The organism is Arcanobacterium ihumii (assembly GCF_900604515.1).
In the GTDB taxonomy this organism is placed as follows: domain Bacteria; phylum Actinomycetota; class Actinomycetes; order Actinomycetales; family Actinomycetaceae; genus Arcanobacterium_A; species Arcanobacterium_A ihumii.
Window position 1 is genome coordinate 67,893 of record NZ_UWOS01000002.1, and the last position, 23,233, is coordinate 91,125.

The 23,233-nt window shown below is 47.9% G+C and carries 17 protein-coding genes and 1 tRNA gene; 15 read left to right on the top strand and 3 right to left on the bottom strand.

Features of this window, described 5'->3' with window-relative positions; all coding sequences use genetic code 11:
• The first annotated feature begins 65 nt into the window (after nucleotides 1-65).
• The 4 genes from pyk (at nucleotide 66) to polA (ending at nucleotide 5,161) form a co-directional block, all read left to right on the top strand.
• Nucleotides 66-1,493, top strand: a complete 1,428-nt coding sequence (pyk, locus tag EIH22_RS05405) for a pyruvate kinase (RefSeq protein WP_124054804.1) — start codon at nucleotides 66-68, stop codon at nucleotides 1,491-1,493.
• 84 nt (nucleotides 1,494-1,577) lie between these two features.
• A tRNA-Leu gene (locus tag EIH22_RS05410) sits at nucleotides 1,578-1,660 on the top strand.
• A gap of 88 nt (nucleotides 1,661-1,748) precedes the next feature.
• On the top strand, nucleotides 1,749-2,399 hold the full coding sequence (locus EIH22_RS05415; RefSeq protein ID WP_124054805.1) for an ANTAR domain-containing response regulator: 651 nt from the start codon (nucleotides 1,749-1,751) through the stop codon (nucleotides 2,397-2,399).
• A gap of 62 nt (nucleotides 2,400-2,461) precedes the next feature.
• The gene (gene polA, locus EIH22_RS05420) at nucleotides 2,462-5,161 is read left to right on the top strand and encodes a DNA polymerase I (protein WP_124054806.1); all 2,700 of its coding nucleotides are present in this window, start codon (nucleotides 2,462-2,464) and stop codon (nucleotides 5,159-5,161) included.
• A 34-nt stretch (nucleotides 5,162-5,195) separates the two neighbouring features.
• Here the strand turns inward: polA and EIH22_RS05425 are convergent, their stop codons facing one another.
• Complete coding sequence (locus EIH22_RS05425; protein ID WP_124054807.1) at nucleotides 5,196-5,999, bottom strand: class I SAM-dependent methyltransferase; 804 nt, start codon at nucleotides 5,997-5,999, stop codon at nucleotides 5,196-5,198.
• Nucleotides 6,000-6,245: 246 nt separating this feature from the next.
• Here EIH22_RS05425 and rpsA point away from each other — a divergent pair, with 246 nt between their 5' ends.
• The 6 genes from rpsA to EIH22_RS05455 all read left to right on the top strand — a co-directional run bounded on the left by rpsA (nucleotide 6,246) and on the right by EIH22_RS05455 (nucleotide 13,648).
• Nucleotides 6,246-7,721, top strand: a complete 1,476-nt coding sequence (rpsA, locus tag EIH22_RS05430; RefSeq protein ID WP_124054808.1) for a 30S ribosomal protein S1 — start codon at nucleotides 6,246-6,248, stop codon at nucleotides 7,719-7,721.
• Between the two features lie 110 nt (nucleotides 7,722-7,831).
• Nucleotides 7,832-8,662: a siderophore-interacting protein gene (locus EIH22_RS05435; RefSeq protein ID WP_124054809.1), complete on the top strand. Its 831-nt coding sequence runs from the start codon at nucleotides 7,832-7,834 to the stop codon at nucleotides 8,660-8,662.
• Between the two features lie 18 nt (nucleotides 8,663-8,680).
• Entirely contained in the window at nucleotides 8,681-9,268 is a 588-nt protein-coding gene (locus EIH22_RS05440; RefSeq protein ID WP_124054810.1) for a pyroglutamyl-peptidase I family protein, read from the top strand.
• A 125-nt stretch (nucleotides 9,269-9,393) separates the two neighbouring features.
• Nucleotides 9,394-10,284 (top strand): dephospho-CoA kinase, encoded by an 891-nt coding sequence (coaE, locus tag EIH22_RS05445; protein WP_160149028.1) that lies wholly within the window; start codon nucleotides 9,394-9,396, stop codon nucleotides 10,282-10,284.
• Nucleotides 10,285-10,287: 3 nt separating this feature from the next.
• Nucleotides 10,288-12,336, top strand: coding sequence for an excinuclease ABC subunit UvrB (gene uvrB, locus EIH22_RS05450; protein WP_124054812.1), 2,049 nt, complete (start codon nucleotides 10,288-10,290; stop codon nucleotides 12,334-12,336).
• A gap of 295 nt (nucleotides 12,337-12,631) precedes the next feature.
• Nucleotides 12,632-13,648: a TerC/Alx family metal homeostasis membrane protein gene (locus EIH22_RS05455; protein ID WP_124055139.1), complete on the top strand. Its 1,017-nt coding sequence runs from the start codon at nucleotides 12,632-12,634 to the stop codon at nucleotides 13,646-13,648.
• A gap of 98 nt (nucleotides 13,649-13,746) precedes the next feature.
• Here the strand turns inward: EIH22_RS05455 and EIH22_RS05460 are convergent, their stop codons facing one another.
• A complete protein-coding gene (locus EIH22_RS05460) occupies nucleotides 13,747-14,700 on the bottom strand; it encodes a bile acid:sodium symporter family protein (protein ID WP_124054813.1) in 954 nt (317 codons plus the stop codon).
• 52 nt (nucleotides 14,701-14,752) lie between these two features.
• A complete protein-coding gene (locus EIH22_RS05465) occupies nucleotides 14,753-15,037 on the bottom strand; it encodes a YciI family protein (RefSeq protein WP_200829191.1) in 285 nt (94 codons plus the stop codon).
• 128 nt (nucleotides 15,038-15,165) lie between these two features.
• Between EIH22_RS05465 and uvrA the strand changes: the two genes are divergently transcribed.
• The 5 genes from uvrA to whiA all read left to right on the top strand — a co-directional run bounded on the left by uvrA (nucleotide 15,166) and on the right by whiA (nucleotide 23,110).
• A complete protein-coding gene (gene uvrA / locus EIH22_RS05470; protein ID WP_124054814.1) occupies nucleotides 15,166-18,051 on the top strand; it encodes an excinuclease ABC subunit UvrA in 2,886 nt (961 codons plus the stop codon).
• A gap of 6 nt (nucleotides 18,052-18,057) precedes the next feature.
• Entirely contained in the window at nucleotides 18,058-20,061 is a 2,004-nt protein-coding gene (gene uvrC / locus EIH22_RS05475; protein WP_124054815.1) for an excinuclease ABC subunit UvrC, read from the top strand.
• A 71-nt stretch (nucleotides 20,062-20,132) separates the two neighbouring features.
• Nucleotides 20,133-21,077: an RNase adapter RapZ gene (gene rapZ / locus EIH22_RS05480; RefSeq protein ID WP_124054816.1), complete on the top strand. Its 945-nt coding sequence runs from the start codon at nucleotides 20,133-20,135 to the stop codon at nucleotides 21,075-21,077.
• Nucleotides 21,078-21,081: 4 nt separating this feature from the next.
• On the top strand, nucleotides 21,082-22,032 hold the full coding sequence (locus tag EIH22_RS05485) for a gluconeogenesis factor YvcK family protein (protein ID WP_124054817.1): 951 nt from the start codon (nucleotides 21,082-21,084) through the stop codon (nucleotides 22,030-22,032).
• A gap of 94 nt (nucleotides 22,033-22,126) precedes the next feature.
• Complete coding sequence (whiA, locus tag EIH22_RS05490) at nucleotides 22,127-23,110, top strand: DNA-binding protein WhiA (protein ID WP_124054818.1); 984 nt, start codon at nucleotides 22,127-22,129, stop codon at nucleotides 23,108-23,110.
• Nucleotides 23,111-23,233: the final 123 nt, after the last annotated feature.

The window sequence follows — 23,233 nt, forward strand, 5'->3', positions numbered from 1 at the left end:
TTAATATCGCCAAACTAATAGTTGAAGCTGATATAGAAATGAATTTGATCAGGTAGAATGGAAATATGCGAAGAGCAAAGATTGTATGTACTTTGGGCCCAGCAGTGGGCAGCAAAGAACGAATTGTAGAACTTGTTAAGGCGGGCATGAACGTTGCCCGGATTAATGCTTCCCATGGCTCGCACGCCGAACATGAAGAGCGTATTAATTGGGTACGTGAAGCAGCCACTGAACTTGATACTCCGGTGGCAGTACTTGTTGATCTGCAGGGACCGAAGATTCGCCTCGGTAACTTTGCAGAAGGACCAGTTCTGCTTGAGAATGGTGACATCTTTACCATCACAACTGAAGATGTACCAGGAGATAAAGATCTAGTGTCAACCACCCACAAGGGGCTGCCGGGAGACTGCAACCCCGGTGACACTATTCTTATCGACGACGGCAAGGTTCAGGTGCGCGTCGTTGAGGTAGACGGTCCTCGGGTACGCACGGAAGTCATTGTTGGCGGTACAGTTTCGGATCACAAGGGTGTTAATCTCCCTGGTGTTGCGGTTTCGGTTCCCGCGCTTTCTGAGAAGGATAAGCTTGATCTGGAATGGGGGCTTGAATACGGTTGTGACTTGGTGGCGCTCTCCTTTGTCCGTTCGCCAGCAGACGCCGCAGATGTTCATGCAGTTATGGACAAGGTTGGAAGGCGCGTTCCAGTCATCGCCAAGATCGAGAAGCCGCAGGCTGTTACTGTTCTTGAAGATTTAGTTCAGGTATTTGATGGCTTTATGATCGCTCGTGGTGATTTGGGCGTTGAGCTACCGCTACAGCAAGTTCCAATTGTCCAGAAGCGCGCTATCGCGATTGCACGTCGCCATGCAAAGCCAGTCATCGTCGCTACACAGGTTTTGGAATCGATGATTAATGCTCCGACTCCTACTCGCGCGGAAACATCTGACTGTGCTAATGCAATTCTTGACGGTGCTGACGCAGTTATGCTTTCCGGTGAGACTTCGGTCGGTAAGTATCCAATTCGCTGTGTTGAAACGATGGCTTCGATCATTGAGTTCACCGAAGAACATGGTTTGGAATCCATTCCAAAGATTGGAAACCTCCACCGTACTCGCAATGGTGTAATGACGCGCTCTGCCATGGACATTGGCGAAGCACTCGGCGTTAAGTATCTTTCGGTATTTACTTCGTCTGGTCAAACAGCGCGACGCATGGCTCGACTACGCGCACGCATTCCATTGCTTGTATTTACCCCGAATGAAGATATTCGTCAGCAACTTGCTTTGACGTGGGGAGTACAGTCCGTTCTTGTTCCGCCGGTGAAACATACCGACGATATGGTCGACCAGGTTGACCACTCACTGCGTGAGCTTGGTTTGGCTGTAGATGGTGACCGCGTAGTTATCATCTGTGGTATGCCACCTGGACAGGTAGGCTCCACAAACACGATTCGAATTCATAAGATGGGTGAGACCTTTACGAATCTCGGCTAAGTTTGTGAGATTTGTGACGAAAACACTGGTCAAATGGAATTGAAGCTGGGCGATTAGATCTATAAACTTTGATTGTCCAGTCATGCTCCTGTGGTGGAATTGGTAGACACACTGCACTCAAAATGCAGCGCCCACAAAGCGTGCGGGTTCGAGTCCCGCCGGGAGCACTGTATATCCGGATATCAACGGATTACCCGTTTGATATCCGGATTTACTTTTAACCGTTCATAAACCAGATGCCGAAGGAGGCAAACGATGGCAGTTGAAGAAAACGCAGCACGTGACGCCATTTCTGGTGCGGAATTCGAAAAAATCGAAGATTCTACGGATCGTCGGTCCGTGCGAGTGCTCGTTGTAGAAGACGAAACACTTATTCGGCTTGATATCGTAGAGACTTTGACAGACGCTGGATACAACGTCGTTGGTGAAGGAACTAATGGCGATGAAGCCATTAAGTTAGCCGGCGAACTTGAACCAGAACTAATTGTCATGGACATCAAGATGCCTGGAACAGATGGCATCACTGCAGCAGAGCGTATTCTCTCTGAACGTCACTGCGCTGTAGTTATGCTAACTGCATTTTCGCAAAAAGATCTTGTGGATCGGGCTCGCGACGCAGGCGCAATGGCTTACGTGGTTAAGCCTTTTACTCCTGCAGATCTACTTCCAGCCGTTGAAATCGCAATTTCGCGTAGCCAAGAAATCGCTGCACTTGAATCCGAAGTTGCATCTTTGACAGAGCAGTTTGAAACTCGCAAGCGCGTGGATCGCGCTAAGGGTCTGCTCCAAGAGAAGATGGGACTAACCGAGCCGGAAGCGTTCCGTTGGATTCAGAAGACCTCCATGGATCGTCGTCTTACCATGCGCGAAGTAGCTGACGCTGTAGTCGAACAGGTTGGGAACTGAGATAATTCTTTCTTAGGAAAGATACGGTCGGTCTTGGCGGAATTTTTCGATAGACTCACATTGTGAACTCGAATAATTTGCTCCTTATTGACGGCCACTCGATGGCATTTCGTTCGTTCTTTGCGCTTCCTGCGCAATCTTTTAGGACTCCACAAGGAACCTACACCAATGCTGTTCACGGATTTCTTAGCACCCTGTTGCGGTTAATCAAGGATTACGATCCGAGTCATATTGCCGTCGCATTCGATTTGCCAGGCGGTACGTTCCGCACGCGCGAATTCCCAGAATACAAGGGAGGTCGCAAAGCAACGCCCGAAGAGTTCAAAGGGCAGATTTCGCTAATCCAAGAGTTGCTCGATACGATAGGTATTTCGTGGCTTACGGTCGAAGACTACGAAGCCGACGATATCGTTGCAACGCTAGCAAATAAGGGTGCTGCTCAGGGTATGCGAGTCTACATCGCTTCTGGAGATAAGGATTCGTACCAACTCGTAAACGGTGATGTGTCTGTGCTCTATCCAATGCCACGATCACAAATGCTCCTAATGACGCCTGAGGTAGTAGAGCAACGCACCATGGTGCCCCCTACGCTGTATTCCGATCTTGCTGCGCTAGTTGGGGAGGGTGCGGATAATATCCCTGGAGTTCCTGGTGTCGGCCCAAAAACTGCGGTCAAATGGATTAAAAAATATGGTGACCTTGAAGGAATTTTAGAGCACGCCGATGAAATATCAGGAAAGGTTGGTGAGGCTCTTCGCGCCCACCTTGACCAGGTCCGACTCAACCGTAAACTCAACGATCTGGTCCGTGATCTTCCCATTGGCGAAGACTTCGACGAGTTCACTCCTCGAGGCGTTGACCGTAAAGCTTTCCACGAACTATGTGATGCCTTAGATTTTTCCAGCCTCCGTTCCCGAGTTCTCAACGAATTAAATGTCAAGTCTGATTCGGGGGATCAAGATACCTGTGACACCATCGATGCAAGCCGTTCAACTAAGCTAGTTGATGGCGCATTGGCAGATTTTCTTACCTCACTGTCAACGACTTCAGGATTGTACGTCGACGGTGATTTTGCACCCGGTAAAGGTACTGTACGACGTTTTTCTATCTCAGACGATTCAGGTAAGACGTACACCTCAGATCTAAGCGCTCTGAATGATACTGATAAATCATCACTTCGAGCATGGCTCGCAGATGACTCCAAGAAGAAAGTTGTCTTCGGAGCCAAGGGTATCGCACACGCATGGAATGGCGTAGGTTTCGGCTTTTTTGGTGTCCAGACTGACGTTGAACTCCAGGCTTATCTTCTTCACCCAGACCAGCGTAAATACGATTTCTCCGAATTAGTTCAACGATACTTAGCAATTGATCTCGTGGAGCAAGCAGATGATTCCCTTGGGATCACGCTCAATGGAGAACTACTAGCAGATAATATTTCACAAAAATCCGTGGCTATCTTGGACTTGGCTGATCGGTTTTCTGCTGAAATGAAGAAGCAGGCAATGACGGATGAGATCTTGAATCTTGAATTGAAGGTTTCCCAAGTTCTCTTCGATATGGAGAATCGTGGTATTGCCGTCGATACTGATCGTCTAAACGAATTAATTGAAGAATTTTCGGCTAGAGTTGATCACGCAGCTCAACGTGCATTTATGGCTATTGGCGACTATTCAGTTAACCTTTCAAGCCCGAAGCAGCTCCAAGGCGTACTTTTTGATCGACTCAATCTTCCCAAGACGAAGAAGACGAAGTCAGGCTACACCACTAATGCTGATGCGCTTGCCGAACTTTTGGTCAAGATTGACAGTCGAGAGGACGATGACGCCCAGATGGGTAAAGCCTTCCTTACGGCTTTGCTCGATCACCGAGATGCCGTTAAATTGCTTCAGTCAGTTGAAGGTTTGGCTAAGTCTATCCAAGATGATGGACGTATCCACACCACGTACCAGCAAACTGTTGCGGCTACTGGGCGACTCTCATCGACTGATCCGAATCTTCAAAATATTCATGCCCGCACCGAAGAAGGTCAACAAATTCGTGAAGTCTTTGTACCGGGTGAGGGATTTGATTCCTTAATGACGGCCGACTATTCGCAGATCGAAATGCGATTGATGGCCCATCTTTCTGAAGACCAAGCTCTGATTGATGCTTTCAATGCGGGTGCAGACCTTCACAGCTTTGTAGCAAGCCGCGTCTTTAACGTGCCCGAAGATCAAGTTACTCCTGCTCAGCGTTCAAAAATTAAGGCGATGAGCTACGGTTTAGTATATGGTCTTTCGGCTTATGGTCTTTCGGCACAGCTTCATGTTTCGGTGCCCGAAGCATCTAGGTTGATGGAAGGCTACTTCTCCAGATTCGGCAAGGTAAAAGAATACTTGGATAGCGTAGTTGAAACAGCACGAAAACTAGGCTATACGGAAACGATTCGAGGACGCCGTCGGTACCTACCTGAGCTCACATCTAGCAATCGTCAATTGCGTGAAGCAACCGAGCGTATGGCTCTCAATGCACCAATTCAGGGTTCAGCCGCAGATTTGATTAAAGCTGCGATGCTTGATGTAGAAAACGCATTGACTGAGACCGGCTTAAAGTCGCGAATTCTGCTTCAAGTTCATGACGAACTCATCCTCGAGATCCTTGATTCTGAGGCAGATAAGGTCGAAAAGATCGTACGCGAAAAGATGGGCAGCGCTGAAAAACTGTCTATTCCTCTTTCCGTGGGCGTTGGAACCGGTAAGAGCTGGCGTGCAGCGGCACACTGATTCAATCTGTGTTGAAGTTTCTCATATGGGATGCTCAGTTTTTGAATGCGCGCACCAGTAGAGTTCCCGGAATATAAGGGGAGCGCTGGGGACCCCAGCCTCCCCAGACCACAGTGCGATCGCTTGGCCACTTTGGCTCGATAACTTCATCAATCCGGAAATTGGCTTCCACTAATGCATTTATGTGGTCGGCGAAAGTGTGGTGAAATTCTGCGTATTCGAGTTTTCCGGATGCCTTGCGTTCTAGGTATGGATCATCACCAAAGTACGAAGACGTTACCTTCATACCTCGTGGAGTAGGGTCGTCTGGAAACATCCAGCGAACCGGATGTATAGCTGAAAATGCCCATAATCCGCCTGGCACAAGAACTCGATTTACTTCCTTGTGAAGGGTAAGAAGGTTATCGATGAACGGAATGACTCCGAAGGAGGTAAAAACTACATCGAATTGTGCCACGTCGAAAGGCAGGTTTTGAGCATCGGCTTCCACAAGTGGAAAATCTACTTCATAATCACTATTGAGTGATTTTGCTTGTTCCAGCATGCGCCCTGAAAGATCTGAGGCGACGACGTTAAATCCCTTGCGCGCCAAGTGGCGTGAGCATTGAGCTGCGCCACAGCCAATTTCCAAAATTCGGGCATCCTTTAACTGGGTGGGTGATCCTAAGAACTGGAGATCAGATTCCAAGATGCCTTCTGGTCCCCACATGAATTCTGCGGCACCGAGAATGCTTCCATGCTCCCTTATGTAATCGCTGGCATTTGCATCCCACCACTCCCGATTTGCAGAGACCGGATCATCACAGTTTTCTATGGGCATTCGGCCGGCAAATTTCATATGGAATCTCCTTAGAAGACGAGCAATCGGTAATAGGAAGGTAAAAACTCCGCTTAGAACTGGATGAGTTAATAGTATCGACTCTGTTAATTAAATATGTGGTGCACTGATCACCACACGGCATTTTAAAGCTTGCTTTCTAGTGCGTTTTCACCGTAAAGTGATCTATTGGTGTGCCGGAACTATATCCTCACACCATTGTCCGAAATCAAATCTAGTTTTATCCGTAACGGAGTCACCAACTCTATGACCGCTAATAACACATCCTCCACGTTCCCGGAGGTAGCAATCAACGACATCGGCACCAAAGAAGATCTCATTGCCGCCGTTGACGAAACAATCAAGTACTTCAACGACGGGGACATCGTCGAGGGTACCGTAGTCAAGGTCGATCGAGACGAAGTTCTTCTCGATATCGGCTACAAGACCGAAGGTGTAATTCCTTCGAAGGAACTTTCCATCAAGCATGACATCGATCCTGAGGACGTCGTCAAAGTTGGTGACAAGGTAGAAGCACTCGTAACGCAGAAGGAAGACAAAGAAGGTCGCCTTATGCTTTCGAAGAAGCGCGCACAGTACGAGCGTGCTTGGACCGAAATTGAGGGTGTTAAGGAAGCAGACGGCGTCGTTACCGGTACCGTCATTGAAGTTGTTAAGGGTGGTCTTATCCTTGATATCGGTCTTCGTGGCTTCCTCCCAGCTTCGCTTGTTGAAATGCGTCGCGTTCGCGATCTTCAGCCTTACATTGGTAAGCAGATCGAAGCTAAGATCATCGAGCTTGATAAGAACCGCAACAACGTTGTTCTTTCACGCCGTGCATTCCTCGAGCAGACCCAGTCTGAAGTTCGTTCCCACTTCCTCAACACCCTTCAGAAGGGCCAGGTTCGTGAGGGCGTTATCTCCTCGATTGTTAACTTCGGTGCATTCGTTGATCTTGGTGGCGTAGATGGTCTTGTTCACGTCTCCGAGCTTTCTTGGAAGCACATCGACCACCCATCAGAGGTCGTTGAAGTTGGAACCCCTGTTACCGTTGAGGTCCTTGACGTTGACTTCGATCGTGAGCGTGTTTCGCTCTCGCTCAAGGCAACCCAAGAGGATCCATGGCAGACCTTCGCTCGTACCCACGCTATCGGACAGGTTGTTCCAGGCAAGGTTACGAAGCTCGTTCCGTTCGGTGCATTCGTTCGCGTTGAAGATGGCATTGAAGGCCTCGTTCACATCTCCGAACTTGCTCAGCGTCACGTTGAGCTTCCTGAGCAGGTCGTTAAGGTTAACGACGACGCATTCGTTAAGGTTATTGATATTGACCTAGAGCGTCGTCGCATTTCCCTCTCGCTCAAGCAGGCCAACGAGGGTGTTGACCCAACTTCTGAAGACTTTGATCCATCGCTTTACGGCATGGCTGCAGAGTACGACGAAGAAGGTAACTACAAGTACCCAGAAGGTTTCGATCCAGAGACCAACGAGTGGATGGAAGGCTTCGAAGCTAACCAGGCCGCTTGGGAGAACGAGTACGCACAGGCTGAAGCTCGTTGGCAGGCACACAAGACCCAGGTTGCAAAGGCTCTCGAAGCAGATGCCAGTGCAGCTGCTGAGTCCGCAGCACCTGCAGCTGAAGAAGAAGTAGCTCCTGCTTCCTACTCTTCAGGTAACGATGCATCCGGCACCCTTGCTTCCGACGAAGCACTTGCGGCTCTTCGTGAGAAGCTTACTGGAAACTGAATAGCTTAGTTTTCTAGGGTGGGGCGAGATCAAACGATCTCGCCCCACCCTTTTATTTACCACGTCATTGAGCAGTTTTAGGTTAACCTAAGTTTTGCTAGACTGAAACTATGGTTGAAATTTTTGGCAAAACCAAGAAAAAGCACAAGTTAAAAATGCGGCGTGGTAACGTTACCGGAATTAGCACCATTGACAACAGATTCGCTCGGATTGCTGTGGTCGGTGAAGATTTTGACGATATGTCACTCGAGGGTCCGTGCGATCATTTTAAACTTGCATTGCCACGAACCGACGGTTCGTGTTTAACCTTTGACGAACAATCGTTGAAGTTCCTTGGTGGAGAAATTACACGCGATATTACCGCAAAGCGTTCGATCCTTGGTGGAGTCGAAATCGAAGTCGCCCTTCATGCCGGTGGCGAACTGTATTCTTGGATCTCGAAACTACAAAAATACGAAGGCAACGAGTATCCACAAGAGCTTTCAGAAATCTTGCTTCTTGGGCCCAAGAGCTCAATTATTCTTCCTAAAATCGATCACCTTGTAATCGCGGTTGATCATGCAGCATATCCCGCATTAACTCGCTGGTTAGATTTGCTTGGAGAAGATGAGGATGTAGACATTTTCTTAATCTCTGACTGGGATCAAAACCAAGAGTATTTCGGCAAACATTGGCAGCGTCAGAACCTTAAATTCAATGTTATTAGCCCCGACCACTCGGGCGAAACTTTATTACAGGCTATTCAGTCGGTTTACTTATATCCTGATCATTATATTTGGTTTGCCGGCGAAGCAACTACTTTGATCAAAGCGCGTAAATGGCTCCGAACTAATTCCGTAGTGCCAAAGGAAAATATGAAGATCGACGGTTATTGGAAAGAGGGTATTGCGGGACGCTCCCACCATGACCCTATTGATCCGAACGAACCTGAATTAGGCTGAGTAAAGTAGAATTGTGTTATGCGTATATTGATTACCGGTTTCGGAGTTTTTGCGAATAACACCCACAACCCTACAGAAACTCTAGTTTCTAGCATTTCTCAGACCAAAAATCCTGCGTCACTGCTCAACTTAGACGATCTAACGCGGGGACACCCATTAACTATCGATGCCGAAATTTTACCGGTTGAATACGCCAGAGCTAGGCAACGCTTAGAAGAACTCGGAACATACGATTTACATATTGCACTTGGCTTGGCAGCAGATCGTAGAAAAATCACAATCGAGCGTTTTGCTATGAATAAGCAAGATTCCCGAACTGCAGATATGACTGGATACATTGCGCATAACGAAGCCATTGACGACGGCGTTTTAGCTCTTGAAGCTTCGATTGATGTGCCCGCTCTAGTGGAAGCAGCACGTCAAACTGGGTTCGATGTAGCTGAATCGTTATCCGCCGGTCTCTACGTGTGTAACACTGTTTATTACACCGCTTTGCAAACATCTCGTTCAGCAGTTTTTGTTCACATCCCGCCACAGGAATATTCTTCGTTAGAAACCAATCTTGATTTTATTCGATGGATTGTGCGCAAGCTGCTGAATGCTTAACCCCACATTGAAATCACCATCAATTGAGAGGGATGAGCTACTCTGGCTTCGAGTTCCATGAAAGAGCCTTTTGGATAATTCCTCTTAGTCCAGAAATAATAATTGAGTACTTGGGGAGGTGTTCGATGTTAGTTCTCGCTTTAACAGGCGGTATCGCTGCCGGAAAATCTTATTTCGCCAAGGCACTTGCGCACTTTGGTGCACAAATTATCGATTACGATGTTCTCGCTAGAAAAGCGGTTGAGCTAGGTTCGCCTGCACTAGAGAAGATTGCTGCAACGTGGGGGAGAGAAGTTCTATTGCCTAATGGGACACTTGATCGCGCCAAACTTGCTCAGATCGTATTCTCTTCATCAGATGATTTAGAATTACTCAACTCAATAACTCACCCACGAATTACTGAACTCGCATACGAAGCCGAGCAAGCCGCACAGAAACGGAACCCGAGCGTCGTCATCGTTCATGATATTCCATTGCTCAGGGGGAGCGACATTGAAAAACGAGCACAGGGTATCGTGGTTATTGCTGCCGACGAAAATGTGAGACTCGAACGGATGATACGGGAACGTGGTATGACTACCGACGACGCTCGCTTGCGTATGTCCCAACAACTTTCGAACGTAGAGCTCGCGCGTCACGCCGACGTCGTTGTTGATAATTCGAATGTGGAGCACAGCGAGCAGATCCTCGAATGCCTGTGGAACCGTTGGGTGATGCCCTTTGAAAAAAACTTGAGTTCTCGATCAAGAACACACGTATCGTCCGCCGCATTGATGCCAGTCGAGATCCGAATGCACCCCAATTTAAGCACCACCTTGGAACGGTTAGAACGTCGCGGATTCGATTGCAAACAACTTGCGGATGACATGATAGAGGCACGAAATCCTTCAGGGAGTATTCAAGACATACGAGAAAGGCTAGCAAGAGCCGGTTTTGTGCCCTCAGGAGAATCTTTTGAATCTGCCAATCCGGTGACTAGACTTAAACTTCGGCTAGTTCACTGGGAAGAAGAGTAGTTTATGAGGCCAATTTCGGATATCGTTCGGCAAGATTCAAAGTTTGAAGTCATCTCCGAATACTCTCCCTCTGGTGATCAGCCTCAAGCAATTAAAGAGCTCACCGAACGTATTAACGCCGGAGAAAAGGACGTCGTCTTACTTGGCGCAACCGGTACAGGAAAGTCGGCCACAACTGCTTGGCTGATTGAACAGATCCAGCGCCCAACTCTCATTTTAGAGCCGAATAAAACCCTTGCGGCCCAGATGGCTGCAGAATTCCGAGAGCTTCTCCCACACAATGCAGTTGAATATTTTGTTTCTTACTACGATTACTACCAGCCAGAAGCATACGTACCTCAAACTGATACCTTTATTGAAAAGGATTCATCAATAAACGACGAAGTCGAGCGCTTGCGGCACTCGGCAACGAACTCACTTCTTACTAGGCGCGATACCGTCGTCGTCGCATCTGTGTCGTGTATCTACGGTCTTGGCACTCCACAGGAATACGTTGATCGAATGGTCCGGCTTGAAGTTGGGCAAGAAATCGAGCGCGACGAGCTCTTAAAGAAGTTCGTGACAATGCAATACACCAGAAATGACCTTGCATTCACTCGTGGTACGTTCCGCGTTAGGGGAGACACTGTAGAGATTATCCCGGTATACGAGGAACTTGCAGTACGTATCGAATTTTTCGGCGACGAAATCGACGCGCTTTCCTACCTTCATCCGCTCACCGGAAACGTCATAGAAACAACCGACCACGCTCATGTTTTCCCGGCTTCGCACTATGTTGCCGGACCAGAACGAATGTCACGTGCGATCAGCACAATTGAAGCCGAACTTGGGGCTCGGTTAACTCAGCTGCGTGAACAAAATAAATTGCTCGAAGCTCAGCGCCTAGAAATGCGAACCACGTACGATATCGAAATGATGAAAAATCTCGGTACTTGTGCCGGTATCGAAAACTATTCGCGCCATATTGACGGTCGTGCCCAGGGAACTCCGCCAAACACACTACTTGACTATTTTCCTGAAGACTTCGTGTTGATTATTGACGAATCACACGTCACCGTGCCTCAGATTGGTGCGATGTATGAGGGGGATATGTCTCGTAAGCGTACACTCGTAGACTTCGGCTTCCGTTTGCCATCAGCAATGGACAACCGTCCGCTCAAGTGGACCGAATTCCTCGAGAGAATCGGTCAAACTGTTTATCTTTCGGCGACACCGGGTAAGTATGAGCTTGAGCAATCGGATGGCTTCGTCGAACAGATTATTCGACCAACTGGTCTGATCGATCCTGAAATTATTGTTAAGCCCACCAAGGGGCAAATTGATGACCTTCTTGAAGCTGTTCATGAACGTGTTGATAAAGACGAACGTGTACTTGTTACCACGCTGACAAAGAAAATGGCAGAAGATTTAACAGAATATCTCCACGATCGCGGCGTACGGGTAGAGTACCTTCATTCCGACGTCGATACACTGCGTCGTGTAGAACTCTTACGCGAGCTTCGACTTGGCAAATTTGATGTGCTTGTGGGTATCAACCTGTTACGCGAGGGGCTTGATCTTCCTGAAGTTTCTTTGGTGGCAATTTTGGATGCCGATAAGCAGGGTTTCCTTAGATCTACAACATCCCTCATCCAAACTATTGGACGTGCGGCTCGAAACGTTTCGGGTCAGGTATATATGTATGCGGACACGATTACGCCCAATATGAAGGATGCAATCGAAGAAACAAATCGGCGCCGCGAAAAGCAAATTTCCTATAACACTGAGCACGGCATTAATCCGCAACCATTACGAAAGAAAATCGCGGATGTAACAGATATGCTCGCACGGGAAGATGTTGACACCAAAGAACTGCTCGAAGGTGGCTACCGCAAAGAAAAGAAGCAAACAGCGTCGTCCGCGCCAGATGGCGTGGAGATCGCGGAGCTACTCGAAGATCTCACCGCTCAAATGCACGAAGCAGCCGAACATCTGCAGTTCGAATTAGCTGCCCGGTTACGTGACGAGATCAACGACGTTAAGAAAGAACTCCGTAAAATCCGTAACGGTTAAATCGATAGAGATCGGCAACACACCTTTGCGTGTTTAGGATCATGTATTCAAAACTGCGGATCTAAAAATCGAGGTTGTAGAATATAAACAATGGAGGGGAGTATTCCCACGAAATAACGGCTCGTCAGTACGATGGTTCTGCCATCCGGGTCGTAGCCCTCGCATGGCGGGAAGAGACCTCCGGTATTTGACTTTACCAGTACCGGAAAGGGCGATTGTGACGCTGTCATCTTTACTATCACATTCCTGGGCACAACAGATGTTCCAAGCTACCCAAACTAATTCATTGTCTGATATGCACGTATATCTTTGGGAATGGTTTGCACTTGGAGCTTTTGTGCTCTCACTCATTTTGTTCGATCTGCTCGGTCACGTTCGCAAGGCACATGAACCAACAATCAAAGAAGCCGCTATTTGGAGTAGCATCTATATCTCCTTAGCGATTATATTTGGCATCTCTTTGCTTGTGCGCCATGGATCGCAATTCGCCACGGAGTACTTCGCGGGTTATATCACCGAATATTCATTGTCACTAGACAATATCTTCGTCTTTATCATCATCATTTCAGCCTTTAAAGTTCCGCGTATCTATCAGCAAAAAGTATTGATGTACGGAATTATAATTGCTTTGACCTTGCGATTCGTATTTATCTTGCTAGGTGCTGCACTTGTAGAACGCTATATTTGGGTATTCTTCATCTTTGGTGCTTGGATGCTCTACACCTCGATAAAACAGGTTATTGACGGCGTAAACGAAGCACGTGAACGTGACTCTCAACTCGAGCCTAGTGAAGAATACGAACCAAACTTCACCACTCGTTTAATTTCAAAGTACATTCCCACGACGGACGGCTACGTAGGCGATCGCCTTATCACACGGCACGCGGGAAAGACAATGATCACGCCACTTCTACTCTGCATCGTATCTATTGGTTCAGTTGATCTTATGTTCGCGTTGGATTCAATTCCTGCAATTTACGGTCTTACTAAAGAACCGTTTATCGTCTTTGCAGCTAACGCCTTTGCGCTGTTGGGTCTACGCCAGCTGTTCTTCTTAATTGATGGTTTGCTCGAAAAGCTAATTTACCTTCACTTCGGCCTTGCAGCAATTCTCGGTTTCATAGCGGTTAAACTCATCGTTCATGCTTCACACGGATACGGTTACTTGGAAGCTATTCCAGAGCCATCGATCTTGTTCTCAGTCTTGTTCATTGTTTTCTCGATCATTATTACTGTGATTGTTTCAGTAATCGGTGCAAGAAAAATAGAAGCCCACTTAGGCAAACAGGACGATCCCGCAGAAGATGAGTAATTGACCAGGATCTGTTTTATATAGGTTTCGGTCACAATGAAAATTATCTGGTGGGGCGGTTTACGGTTTCAAAACTGTAAACCGCCCCACCATGTCTGTTAGATAGACTTATTGGATAATCGCCGCGCAATGATGGCACAAACAAAAAGTTGTAACTGGTGAAAGAGGATTACTGGAACAACTAAGGTGGCAACCGCCGAGCCTGTGAAAAGTGCTTTTGCTATCGGAAGACCACTGGCAAGTGATTTCTTCGAACCACACATGAGCAGCACAATTTGACGCTCACGATCTAAGTGTAAAGCTCTTCCTCCATGCCAGGTAGCAGATAGCATCAGGATAAGGAGCGCGCCCAGAACCATGAAGAGCACAAAAAGTTGACCTAGGGTAACGCTTGTCCATACGCCGTCATTCGTTGCACTGGTGACCGCCGAAAATACGACGATTATGATAGCTAAGTTATCGGTGATCTTCGTAATCGACCGGTACTTACGCATAAAATTTCCTAGGAGTGGTTGCAGGACTTGACCAATAATAAAAGGGAGTAAAAGCTTAACAAGTACTGAATTAAAGCCTTGACTGTTGCTCGCCATACCTCCAATGAAAATAAACACCAGAAGAGGGGTAATGAAAATCCCTAAAATATTCGAAATGGTTGCTGCACAAACCGCACCGGCAACATCTCCTTTTGCGATTGAGACGAAGGTTACCGAGGACTGGACCGTAGATGGCAGAAGGCTGAGAAATAAGATGCCAAGAGCAAAATTTTCGCCTATAAACCCACGCAAAATGAAGTACAGCACCCATCCAATTATTGGAAAGAGCAGGTATGTGCTTGCTAGTACAGAAAGCTGGAGCTTGAGATCTTTGAGCCCAAGAATAACCTCGGATGAGTGCAACCTCATGCCGTAAAAAAGGAAAACTAATGCTACGGCCACATCTCCAATGAGAGATAACGACTGTTCATAGCGCACATCGGGTGGGAAAAGTATTCCCACCACAAACGCTATTAAAATTCCCGAAACAAGAAAATCTGGTTTGAAACGATAACGCACGTAGTTAATTTACTCTATAGCTAATGTGGTTAAGAGCTAATTAGCTTGAAAATTACGCCCAAGGACCCAAAACAGGATCCCACATCAAAGCCTTACGTTCAAGGATAATGCCATCCACATTGAGCGGATCATTATCTAGAAGTGCAAGTGCAGCGTCGGCATCTTCAGCACGAACAATTAGCATTGCTCCACCGTCTAGGAATGGACCAGAAGCGAGCAATTCTCCGTTGTTCAAAAGAGCACGTAAGAACTCGCGATGAGCTGGTCGTACACGGGCGAGGTCGTCTGGACGAGCTGGATCGTAGGTATAAAACACAGAGGCAATATTCATAGACATGCCCCCATGATAGTCCGAATAGGTGTTGGACGGTTAGAATTTTTACGCTCTTGGGGATATTTTGTGAGATCAGAATAGAACTCTCTCGAACGTTTGTTTGTATATCGTTAGGAGATTAAGCTTTACTTGTGCATGATTCGATTCATATTCAAGGTGCCCGAGAAAATAACCTCAAGAATATTACGGTTGATATTCCTCGAGACAAGCTAGTCGTTATCACCGGTCTTTCCGGATCGGGCAAATCCTCAATTGCTTTCGATACCATTTTCGCCGAAGGTCAACGTCGGTATGTGGAATCCCTCAGTGCCTATGCACGCCAGTTTCTCGGGCAAATGGATAAACCTGACGTTGATTTCATTGAGGGTCTATCGCCTGCAGTATCTATCGATCAAAAATCAACGAACCGAAATCCGCGTTCAACCGTCGGTACCATCACTGAAGTCTATGACTATTTGAGGCTTCTTTTTGCGCGCGCTGGAACCCAGCTTTGCCCACAATGCGGGGAAAAGATTGAGGCTCAATCGGCTGAACAGATTGTTAATCGATTAGAAAAATTTAAAAATGGCACGCGTTTTCAGATTCTCGCGCCGATTATTCGTGGTCAAAAAGGCGAACACGTTGATGTATTTAAGGAACTCGTTAAAGACGGTTACTCACGAGTCATCGTAGATGGTGAACCAACGCGACTTACTGACATTCCGAAGCTTGCTAAGACTCGGAAGCACACGATTGACGTCGTTATTGATCGAATCGGATTAAAAGAAGGTATTAGAAGTCGCCTCAATGATTCCATCGAAACTGCGTTGCGGTTGTCGCATGGTATTGTCGTCGTCGATTTCGTAGATCTTGGAGAAGACGATCCGAATAAGTTGATGCGTTTCTCGGAAAAGCGTGCTTGCCCTAACGATCATCCGCTCGAACTTGAAGAAATCGAACCTCGTACCTTTTCTTTTAACGCTCCATACGGTGCTTGCCCCGACTGCGAAGGCATTGGATTCAAAGCACAGGTTTCTCCAGACCTCGTTATCCAAGATCCAGAACTTTCCATTGCTGATGGCGCAATCGTCCCTTGGTCCGTCACGGCTTCTTCACAAGCAAGGGAATACCACTTACGGCAGTTGGAGTCCCTAGGTGAAGAACTCGGTTTCGATTTGAAGACACCATGGAAGGACATCCCTGCTCAAGCACAAGAATCGATCCTTCACGGTCACGATTTTAAAGTGAAGATGAAATATCGAAATCGTTGGGGACGCGAGAAGATGTATTCATCCGGCTTCGAAGGCGTCATGCACTTTGTTGAACGGAAATTTAACGAGACGGAGTCCGACTATGCCAAGGAGCGCTATGCCGGCTTTATGTGCAATATCCCATGTAAAACTTGTGGGGGAGCGAGACTGAAGCAAGAAGTCCTCGCTGTACGTGTTGGCTCGGTGAATATCTCTGAGCTCACTAATATGCCAATCTCCGAATCTTTAGAATACATGCAGAATCTCGAGCTTGGTCAACGTGAACAAAAGATCGCTTCTCAAATCTTGCGCGAAATTCTAGAGCGGTTAAACTTCCTTGTAACCGTCGGGCTCGGTTACCTTACTCTCTCGCGTTCTGCTGGGAGCCTTTCCGGTGGAGAAGCGCAAAGAATTCGACTTGCCACCCAGATCGGATCAGGTCTGGTTGGTGTACTCTACGTCCTTGATGAACCTTCGATCGGTCTTCACCAAAGAGACAATGATAAGCTACTTGAGGCTCTTTTCCGGCTACGAGACTTAGGAAACACTCTCGTCGTCGTAGAACATGACGAAGACACGATCCGCCGATCCGATTGGCTTTTGGATATCGGTCCTTATGCCGGCGAACACGGTGGCGAAGTCATCTATTCGGGTCCGCCAGAAGGAATTGTGGACGCAGAGCGTTCGATAACCGGTGCATATTTATCTGGAAAGCGTGACATCACTGTTCCACGAAACCGTAGGAAGATTGATAAGAAGCGACAGATTACTGTTGAAGGCGCAGAGGAAAACAACCTTCAAAACATCACTGTAAAATTCCCGATTGGTGTTTTTACGGTCATTACTGGTGTATCCGGATCAGGAAAATCTTCCTTGGTAAATTCGATCCTTTACCAGGTGCTCGCTAATAAACTTAATCGGGCACGGCATCTTCCCGGTAAGCATAAGCGTGTCACGGGACTCGACGAACTAGATAAAATTGTGCACGTTGACCAGTCACCGATCGGGCGGACTCCTCGTTCAAATGCAGCTACATATACAGGCATGTGGGACCAAATTAGAACGCTTTTTGCTCAGACACCTGACGCAAAAATCCGCGGTTATGGACCTGGTCGATTTTCTTTCAACGTCAAGGGCGGACGTTGCGAAGCCTGTCACGGCGATGGAACTTTGAAAATTGAGATGAATTTCCTTCCGGACGTGTATGTTCCGTGCGAAGTTTGCAACGGTGCACGTTATAACCGTGAAACTTTGGAAGTACACTACAAGGGCAAGAACGTGGCTGAAGTTCTCAATATGACGATTTCCGAAGCAAAGGACTTTTTTGCATCCGTTCCACGTATTACCAAGTACCTCGAACTACTAGAATCGGTTGGACTCGGATACATCCGTCTAGGTCAACCTGCAACTACATTATCGGGCGGTGAAGCACAGCGTGTAAAACTTGCTTCGGAGCTTCACAAACGCTCGACGGGTAAAACAGTGTATCTTCTCGATGAGCCCACCACCGGACTCCACTTTGAGGACGTACGAAAGCTCTTGCAGGTTTTACAAGGGCTCACCGATAAGGGCAATACCGTGATAGTGATTGAGCACAACCTCGACGTCATTAAGACTGCTGACTGGGTAATCGATCTCGGCCCTGAAGGAGGAAAACACGGAGGTCTTGTGGTAGCCGAAGGTACTCCAGAAGTTGTTGCCGGAGTTAAGGAATCTTTCACCGGGCAATACCTCGCTCCGATTCTTAACAAGGCAGGCACACTCACTTCGAAAAAGAAAAAGTCTTAAGGAACAATGGCTGATCCTCAAAGCTATCGTCCACGAACTCAGGATATTCCGGAGAACCCAGGCGTTTATCGATTTATCGACGACGACGGTCGCGTTATTTACGTCGGTAAGGCAAAGAACCTTCGTAAGAGGTTGCTTTCCTATTTTCGTGATCCCGTCGTCCTTCACCCACGCACTCGGCAAATGGTGTTTACTGCTGTACGCGTGGTGTGGGTGGTAGTGAAATCAGAGCTCGAGGCACTCACGCTTGAATACGCATGGATTAAAGAATATAACCCACGATTCAACGTCATGTATCGCGATGATAAATCGTATCCATATCTTGCGGTAACAATGAGCGAAGAGTTTCCTCGATTAATGGTTACTCGCGATTCGCATAAACGCGGTACTAGATATTATGGTCCATATACTCAGGTGTGGGCGGTACGCGAATCTCTTGAATTGTTGTTAAGAGTTTTTCCGGTTCGATCGTGTACCAAGGGAGTGTTTAACAGCGCTAAGAAGAGTGGGCGTCCATGCCTCAACGGGTATATTGATCGATGTAGTGCGCCCTGTGTAGGACGAGTTTCAGCGGAGGAACACAGAGAACTTGTGAACTCCATCGTGAAATTTTTAGATGGAACCGGAGAAGCTCTAATCAAGCAAAAAACTCTAGCAATGCAGTCGGCTTCAGAAAACCTCGAATTTGAATTAGCAGCTAAGTTACGGGACCAAGTTCAGGCACTCCAAACAATTGCTCAGAAGAACACGGTGGTGCTTGATGCGAATATCGATGCCGATGTTTTTGGACTCGAATTTGATGAGATAGAAGCAAGCGTACAAGTTTTCTATATTCGAGGTGGACGGATTCGAGGGCAGCGAGGTTGGGTTACTGACACCTCGGGTACGGGCCCCGAAGAGTTGCTTTCTGAGCTTCTTATCCAAGTCTATGGAACCTACTCGAACGCTGGAAGTATGAACGTTAAAGAAGATGCGAAATCGGTGGACGACGTCGCCCACACTGCAACAAAGGCGATTCCGCGTCAAATTTGGCTACCATCAATTCCATCCGATGCGCAAACCCTACAGACATGGCTCACTTCATTACGCGGAGCGAAGGTGGAAATTCGCACCCCCCGAAAAGGATTGAAAGCTCAGCTGATGAGCACGGTTCATCTCAACGCGGTTCAGGCATTGCGACGCCACAAACTACACCGCTCGGGAGATATTACTGAACGCTCACAAGCTCTTGAAGAATTACGGTCTGGGCTTTCCCTGGATCGAGCACCACTTCGAATCGAATGCTACGACATTTCACATACCCAAGGCACCCATCAGGTGGCGTCTATGGTTGTCTTTGAAGATGGCCTAGCCAAAAAACAAGATTATAGGCACTTTATTGTGCGCGGTCCTGACGGAAATGGTGCACGAGATGATACTGCGGCTATGGACGAAGTCCTACACCGGCGCCTTCAACGCCTCGCAAGTGGAGCGGACGCTGCCGATGCCTCCGATGATGAACCGACGTCTGGGCCGGAGACAGAAGCTGATCGAAAGCCACACAGGTTTGCATATCGACCTGATCTCATTGTCGTTGACGGTGGTTTACCGCAGGTGAATGCGGCGCAACGAGTGGTCGATGAACTTGGAGCAGATATCCCAGTGATCGGATTGGCAAAAAGATTAGAGGAAATCTGGATACCAAACGAGGATTTTCCACTCATTCTTCCGCGCACCTCACCCTCTTTGCGAATGCTCCAGTATTTGCGAGATGAATCGCACCGATTCGCTATCACCTTCCATCGAAAGAAACGATCAAAAGCAATGACGCGATCAATCTTGGACGATGTGCCGGGTCTTGGGCCTGTAAGGCAGAAAGCTTTGCTTAAACACTTTGGTTCCGTTTCACGCATTCGGAAAGCTAGCGTAGAAGATCTTAGTGCCGTTAAAGGTATCGGATCCACTTACGCTACAACCATCTACAATTTTTTGGCGAAACCAACCGAACCGGGAGATCCACGGCAAGCGTGATGTAATCACTGGAACAACCGTGGGCTTAATCTAGATAGGCACCTGCGGCATTTACATGGCAACATAGATATATGGGTGAAATATTCGATATTAACGACACTGCGAAAATCCCAGTTGGCATCGCGAAGTTAGATGGGCAAACCGATCTTCCCGCCGTCGATGTGCCTGAAATTATTATAATTACTGGGATGTCTGGAGCGGGACGCACTCGTGCAGGTGCAACACTCGAGGATCTGGGGTGGTACGTTATCGATAATCTTCCACCACGTCTTTTGCCGGCAATGGCTGGACTTGTTACAGCACAAAGCGGGGTAAAGAAGCTTGCTTGTGTGGTTGATGTTCGCACCCGCGAGTTCTTCCAAGAACTTATGGGCATACTCAAAGAACTTGACGATAACAACACGAATTACCGTATTCTTTTCCTCGATGCCAGCAATGAAGAGCTTGTTCGTCGCTATGAATCTGTTCGCCGCCCACATCCGCTCCAGGGCGGTGGTCGTCTACTCGATGGCATCATGTACGAGCGGAACGTTATCGAAGGACTGCGGTTACGTTCCGACGTCGTCATTGATACCACCACGATGTCTATCCATGACCTCGCTCGAAAGGTACGCAACCTAGTAACCGCCGACGGTGAGGCGCGCGTCCATTTAACCGTTATGTCCTTCGGCTTCAAATACGGTCTTCCCGTCGATGCCGATCACGTCGCTGACGTTCGTTTTCTTCCAAACCCCTATTGGGTAACTGAACTTCGGCATTTAACAGGTAAAGATGAACCGGTTCGTGATTTCGTCCTTTCCATTGACGGTGCCCAAGCTTTTGCAAATCAGTACGTTGATCTACTTTCTAGAATCGTTAATGGTTACGAACGCGAGCTCAAGCCATATGTAACGATCGCGATCGGATGTACAGGTGGAAAGCACCGTTCCGTTGCGATGGCCGAAGAGATCGCAACTCAATTCGGTACCCTTGGTCTTCCAGTCCGTACGATCCATCGCGATCTTGGCAGAGAGTGAACATATGCCGAATTCGTACATTGGTTCGCGCGGGCAACGTGTCGTTGCACTGGGTGGCGGTCACGGACTCTATGCTTCTCTTTCAGCGCTAAAAATTCTTACACGCAATATCACGGCTATTGTTACTGTTGCAGATGACGGTGGTTCATCGGGACGCCTCCGCGAAGAACTCGGAGTTCTTCCACCCGGCGATCTTCGCATGGCTCTTTCAGCTCTTTGCGATGATGGGGAATGGGGGCAAACCTGGCGTGACGTTCTCCAACATCGTTTCAGCTCAGAGGGGCCACTCAACGGTCATTCTTTGGGAAATTTGTTGATCTCTGGATTGTGGGAATTGCTTGGCGATTCGATGGAGGGGCTCGACTGGGTTGGGCGGCTACTCGATACTAAGGGCAGGGTAGTGCCAATGGCTACGGTTCCGATTGATATCGAGGCCGATATTCGCACAGATGAAGGCATGAAAACAATTTATGGACAAGTGTCTATTGCCCAATCCCATGCAGATATCGAATCTATCCGAATTAACCCGCCTTATCCGCCTGCAGAACCAGAAGCAATCAAAGCACTTAACGATGCTGATTGGGTAATCTTCGGTCCAGGATCGTGGTATACCTCGGTCATTCCACATCTCATGGTCCCAGATTTACGCAAAGCCGTAGTTGAATCTCAAGCTCGCAAAGCACTTGTGATTAATTTGGTGGCAGATGCAGAAACGACGACGATGACTCCCGCCGATCATGTACGGAGTTTTCATGATCATGCACCCGATCTTCAGCTCGATGCGGTTATTATGGATCGTAGCGCGGAGTGTGATTGGACTGATTTATCGGCAGCTGCACAGTTGTGTGGTGCGAAAGTGGTTGCCAAAAATATTTCTGATCCGCATCGACGCGGTTGCCATGATCATCTCAATCTAGCTGCGGCTTACCGGCAGCTGTTTGTAGATTTGTCTTGAACTGACTAATCTACTTTAAGTATTTCGCTATTTCTTAAATAATAATCGTCAGACACAACATTCATTCGCATTTCACGAAGGGAACCAGAGGGCTATGCCAGCATTAACTCAACCTGTCAAGGATGAAATTGCAGGTATATATCCTCAACTTGCATCGTCTATGGTCGCCGAGATCTCTACAATGTTTCGGTTCGCCGGTGGTCTGCACATTAATTCAGGGGTTGTAACACTCCAAGCTGAGCTTACTCATCCAGGTGCGGCTCGCCATCTTTGGGAGCTCGTTCATAAGATCTATCGAATTGAACCTGAGCTCATTGCCGTCAAAAACTCCATGCGCAACGGTAACCATTACATCCTTCGCATTGTGAATAATGGCGAACGGATTGCACGTAGGCTCGGGCTTCTCGATCCCAAAGGACGCCCTGTTCGCGGCCTTCCTCCGCAGATCGTGGGCGGATCTAAAGCAGATGCTGCTGCAGCTTGGCGTGGAGCTTTCTTAGCTCGTGGCACTTTGCTTGAACCGGGTCGAAACGCTTCTCTTGAGATTACGTGCCCGTCTCTCGAAGCGGCATACGCCATTGGTGGGCTTGCTCGGCGTCTCGAAATTCCTTATCGTGCCCGCGAATCACGTGGCGCACACCGCGTCGACATCCGTGAAGGGGATGCGATTTCAGCCATGCTTGCACGCATGGGAGCGAGCGATGCCGTGATTCGCTGGGAAGAGTTACGAACCGAACGTGAAGTTAACGGAAACGCCAATAGGCTAGCGAATTTTGACGATGCCAATATGCGTCGAAGTGCCGACGCTGCTGTAGTTGCTGTGATTCGTGTTAAACGTGCCTTTGAGATTCTTGGCGACGACGTGCCGGCAAACCTGCGCGAAGCCGGAGAATACCGCATCCAGTATCCTGAAGATTCGTTGAATCTGCTAGGGGAACGGCTTAATCCGCCTGCGACGAAAGATGCAGTGGCTGGTAGGTTGCGTCGTCTTAATACAATGGCGGATAAAAAAGCCACTGAGCTCGGCATCCCAACAACGATGGACGTTGTTGCCGAGTCCGGAGCCGACGCCTTTTAGCAAAAACTGCGTTATCAACCACATTATCTTGGCATCAATTTAGACCTGAAAATCTGAGCTGAATCCAAAGTGAAACCCACGTTTTCCGACATTTCGCCCGCCGAACAATAATTAGCAAAGCAA